We start from the raw sequence: 3108 nt of genomic DNA on the forward strand, positions 1-3108 counted from the left end.
AGAAGATGCAACCCCACATACTGATCGTGGAAGATTCCCAACCTGTTCGCAAATCGATTCGCGAATGGCTTGGTATCAATTTTCCCGATTGTCTTTTTCACGAAGCCGGATCAGGAGAGGAAGCCCTCCAACTGGCCGCAAAAGATGATCTCCACCTGGTGTTGATGGATATTGAACTCCCCGGCATGAACGGACTGACGGCGACCCGAAAAATCAAGAAATTGTGTCCCCGGACAGAGGTGCTTATTCTGACCATCCATGAGGATATCCGCTATCAGGATGAAGCCGCAGCCGCCGGGGCCGGCTCCTTTTTACCCAAGAGGGAAATGTACAAAAGGCTCGTTCCGATGATGGAAATCATTCTGGCTAAAGTAAAGGCCAATTAAAAGAATTGATTTAGATCAGAATTGATTCACCCCAGAGACACAGAGGGCACAGAGAATTTGTCTCGGTGCCCTCTGTATCTCTGTGGTGAAAAGGGGTTTCAAACGTTAAAAGTGTTACGAAAGGAGAGGACCATGATCTTCGATTACCGAATGGATAGAAAAAAGAGCAATGATTCTGCGAGTCAATGGCTGAGGATTAACCGGAAGGCAATAATCGACTACCCTTTCCAGCCCGGGAAGTTGAAGATAACGGGCGAAGCCTGTCTCAAACGTCACCAGGCGGCTCGAAGGAATAACTCTGAGCCCGGTAAGGCCGACGATCTTTTCCATTATTTTGTCTCGAAAGGATTGGCCCTTTGTGAACGGTGTCCTCTTGTAGAATCAAGGCCTTCATAGATAAGGAACGATCTCTTGGATCTTCCCGTTACGATTTTACATATAGACCGGGAATATCAAATTTCTTACTGGATTATCCGGGACAAGGTCAAAATTACCTCCAGGGTTACCTTGCCCCAGGCCATAGAGCTTTTAAAAAGTATTGAATTTAACCTGATCCTATCAGAGCCCCATAATCTGGCCATTTTACATGAATCCCCTAAAGCCGATGGCCTGAAGGAGTAAGGTTTTGGAAGGTATTTTGAATTCTTTGTCTTGCAACTTGATTTTAATCAACTTCGTAGGGCAACTGAAAATGGCCGGCGACAATTCCAGGCACGGTGATGTCTTCATCCAGAGATTCCCAGCGCAGTGCATATCCGTTCAGGCGTAGGGTAACTTCCTTCAGTTGTTCTTCCGAGGCCTTGGACAGGACCTTGAAGCGATTGGCAGGAAAACCGATGATGCGGCCATCTGTCAACTCAACAAAAATTGTCCTTTTTTCGGCCCAGACACGGATGGCAATCGGTTCGACAGGTTCATTTTTAGCGGCTAAAGTGGTCATAAAATAAGTTAATCCTGATTATAGAGTTTTGTCAAGAAGAGAAATATAAGATGAATCAGAATGAAACCGAAGTCATCGAAATGAAACTTCTCCTGGATGGGATATTGGAGAAGTATGGCTATGGTTGGAGCTTGGAGAAAATCTGTTCATATATATCATATTGTGCATCCCTGCCCAATTTTTTGTGCAATTCATGCCGGAGGTACAGAGGGATGGTAAGACTATACATGAGGCAACCGTTTGAAATTTAAATGTTATCATGACTGAGACGGGTTTTGGTATGTTTCTTGCCAATCTTATCTTTAGTATTTCATGGGAAGAGAAGGGCATTTTAATATGATCCTATCTTTTTCCCCGAATAGGTCCGTCCGGAAACTATGGAACCATAGTTTAAACTATAAGGCCCTGTCCATGAATATGAGACAGGGTTTTTGGTTTTTGAATAGATCCGTCGTGTCGGGGGTATGATATGGAGGCACTGAAGAAACTGGTTTTATTTCATCTGGATGAACAAAAATTCGCCCTTGACCTGAATGTTGTGGAAAGGGGCATTCGTGTAGTGGAAATTACTTCCGTGCCCAAGGCACCCCCCTTCGTATCAGGGGTCATCAATATGAGCGGTCGGATCATCCCCGTGCTTAATACCCGGGCCTTGCTTGGTCTCCCGGATAAAGAGATCGGGCTGGACGATCATCTGCTCATCGCCTGGGCCGCCGGCTTCAAGGTCGCCCTGTTAATGGATGAAGTCATCGGTGTAATAGATTTCAACCCTCAGAAGTTTACTGCCTCAGGAGGGATTTTCCCCGAAATCGGGAAAGTGGAAGGTACTGTGCGGTTAGAGGGAGACATCGTATTCATTTATGACCTCAAGGGGTTCGTTTTCAGAGATGATTTGTCGGCCCTCACCAAAGAGATGTCAAGGGAGACCAGCCCTGCGATAACCGCAACGGAACCCGGGATGGTTGAATATGTTTAATCCTGAAGAAATATTGCCCGGACCACACCTGGCCGATCTCAGCGAAATTATTTCGAAACGGACCGGCCTGAACTTCCCTGAAGAGCGGTGGCCTGATCTGGTCAGAAGCATCCGGGCAGCCGCTCATGATCTCGGGTTCAGTGATACGCAATCGTGTATAGAGGGGCTCTTGTCGGCGTCATTGGAAAAGAATGAAATCGAAATCCTGGCCAGCCACCTGACAGTGGGAGAAACCTATTTTTTCCGGGATGAAAAGCTATTCGAGGCCCTTGAGGAGAATGTTCTCCGACCGTTGATAGACACCAGACGGGGGAAAGATCCCTTCCTGAGCCTGTGGAGCGCCGGGTGTGCCTCGGGGGAAGAGGCCTATTCCCTGGCTATCCTGGTGAAAAAAATGATCCCGGACCTGGAAAACTGGCGGATCGTTATTCAAGCAACGGACATTAACCCGCACTTTTTGAAGAAGGCCCGGAAAGGGATCTATAGTGAGTGGTCTTTTCGGAATACGCCTCCTCGGTTTAAGGGCCAATATTTTACCAAAACATCCGAAGGCCGCTGGGAGGTTCTCCCCGAGATCAGGCAAATGGTCCTTTTCTCCAATCACAATCTGGCGGAGGATCCGTATCCCTGGTCGGTCGATACGACCCAGGCAATAGACCTCATCGTCTGCCGTAATGTCCTTATGTACTTCACCCAGGAGAAGGGAAAGGACGTTATTCAAGGTTTTCACCACTGCCTGCGGAGTGAAGGCTGGCTGGTCGTCAGTCCCTGGGAGACCCCCGCCACGCTTGATGCGGGATTTGAGG

The 3108-nt window shown here is 47.8% G+C and carries 5 protein-coding genes; 4 read left to right on the forward strand and 1 reads right to left on the reverse strand.

Annotated elements, in window-relative coordinates; genetic code table 11:
* Both HY879_04380 and HY879_04385 read left to right on the forward strand, forming a co-directional pair.
* On the forward strand, positions 1–386 hold a 386-nt coding region (locus HY879_04380; GenBank protein ID MBI5602572.1), incomplete at its 5' end, for a response regulator transcription factor.
* Positions 387–797: 411 nt separating this feature from the next.
* A complete protein-coding gene (locus HY879_04385) occupies positions 798–1007 on the forward strand; it encodes a hypothetical protein (protein ID MBI5602573.1) in 210 nt (69 codons plus the stop codon).
* A 43-nt stretch (positions 1008–1050) separates the two neighbouring features.
* Here the strand turns inward: HY879_04385 and HY879_04390 are convergent, their stop codons facing one another.
* Positions 1051–1326: a DUF2442 domain-containing protein gene (locus tag HY879_04390; GenBank protein MBI5602574.1), complete on the reverse strand. Its 276-nt coding sequence runs from the start codon at positions 1324–1326 to the stop codon at positions 1051–1053.
* A gap of 469 nt (positions 1327–1795) precedes the next feature.
* On the opposite strand from HY879_04390, the gene HY879_04395 reads away from it, so the two are divergent.
* The gene (locus HY879_04395; GenBank protein MBI5602575.1) at positions 1796–2302 is read left to right on the forward strand and encodes a chemotaxis protein CheW; all 507 of its coding nucleotides are present in this window, start codon (positions 1796–1798) and stop codon (positions 2300–2302) included.
* A partial coding sequence (locus HY879_04400) for a chemotaxis protein CheR (GenBank protein ID MBI5602576.1) occupies positions 2295–3108 on the forward strand: 814 nt, incomplete at its 3' end. The genes HY879_04395 and HY879_04400, both read left to right, overlap by 8 nt.

This window comes from Deltaproteobacteria bacterium (genome assembly GCA_016219225.1).
GTDB lineage: Bacteria > Desulfobacterota > RBG-13-43-22 > RBG-13-43-22 > RBG-13-43-22 > RBG-13-43-22.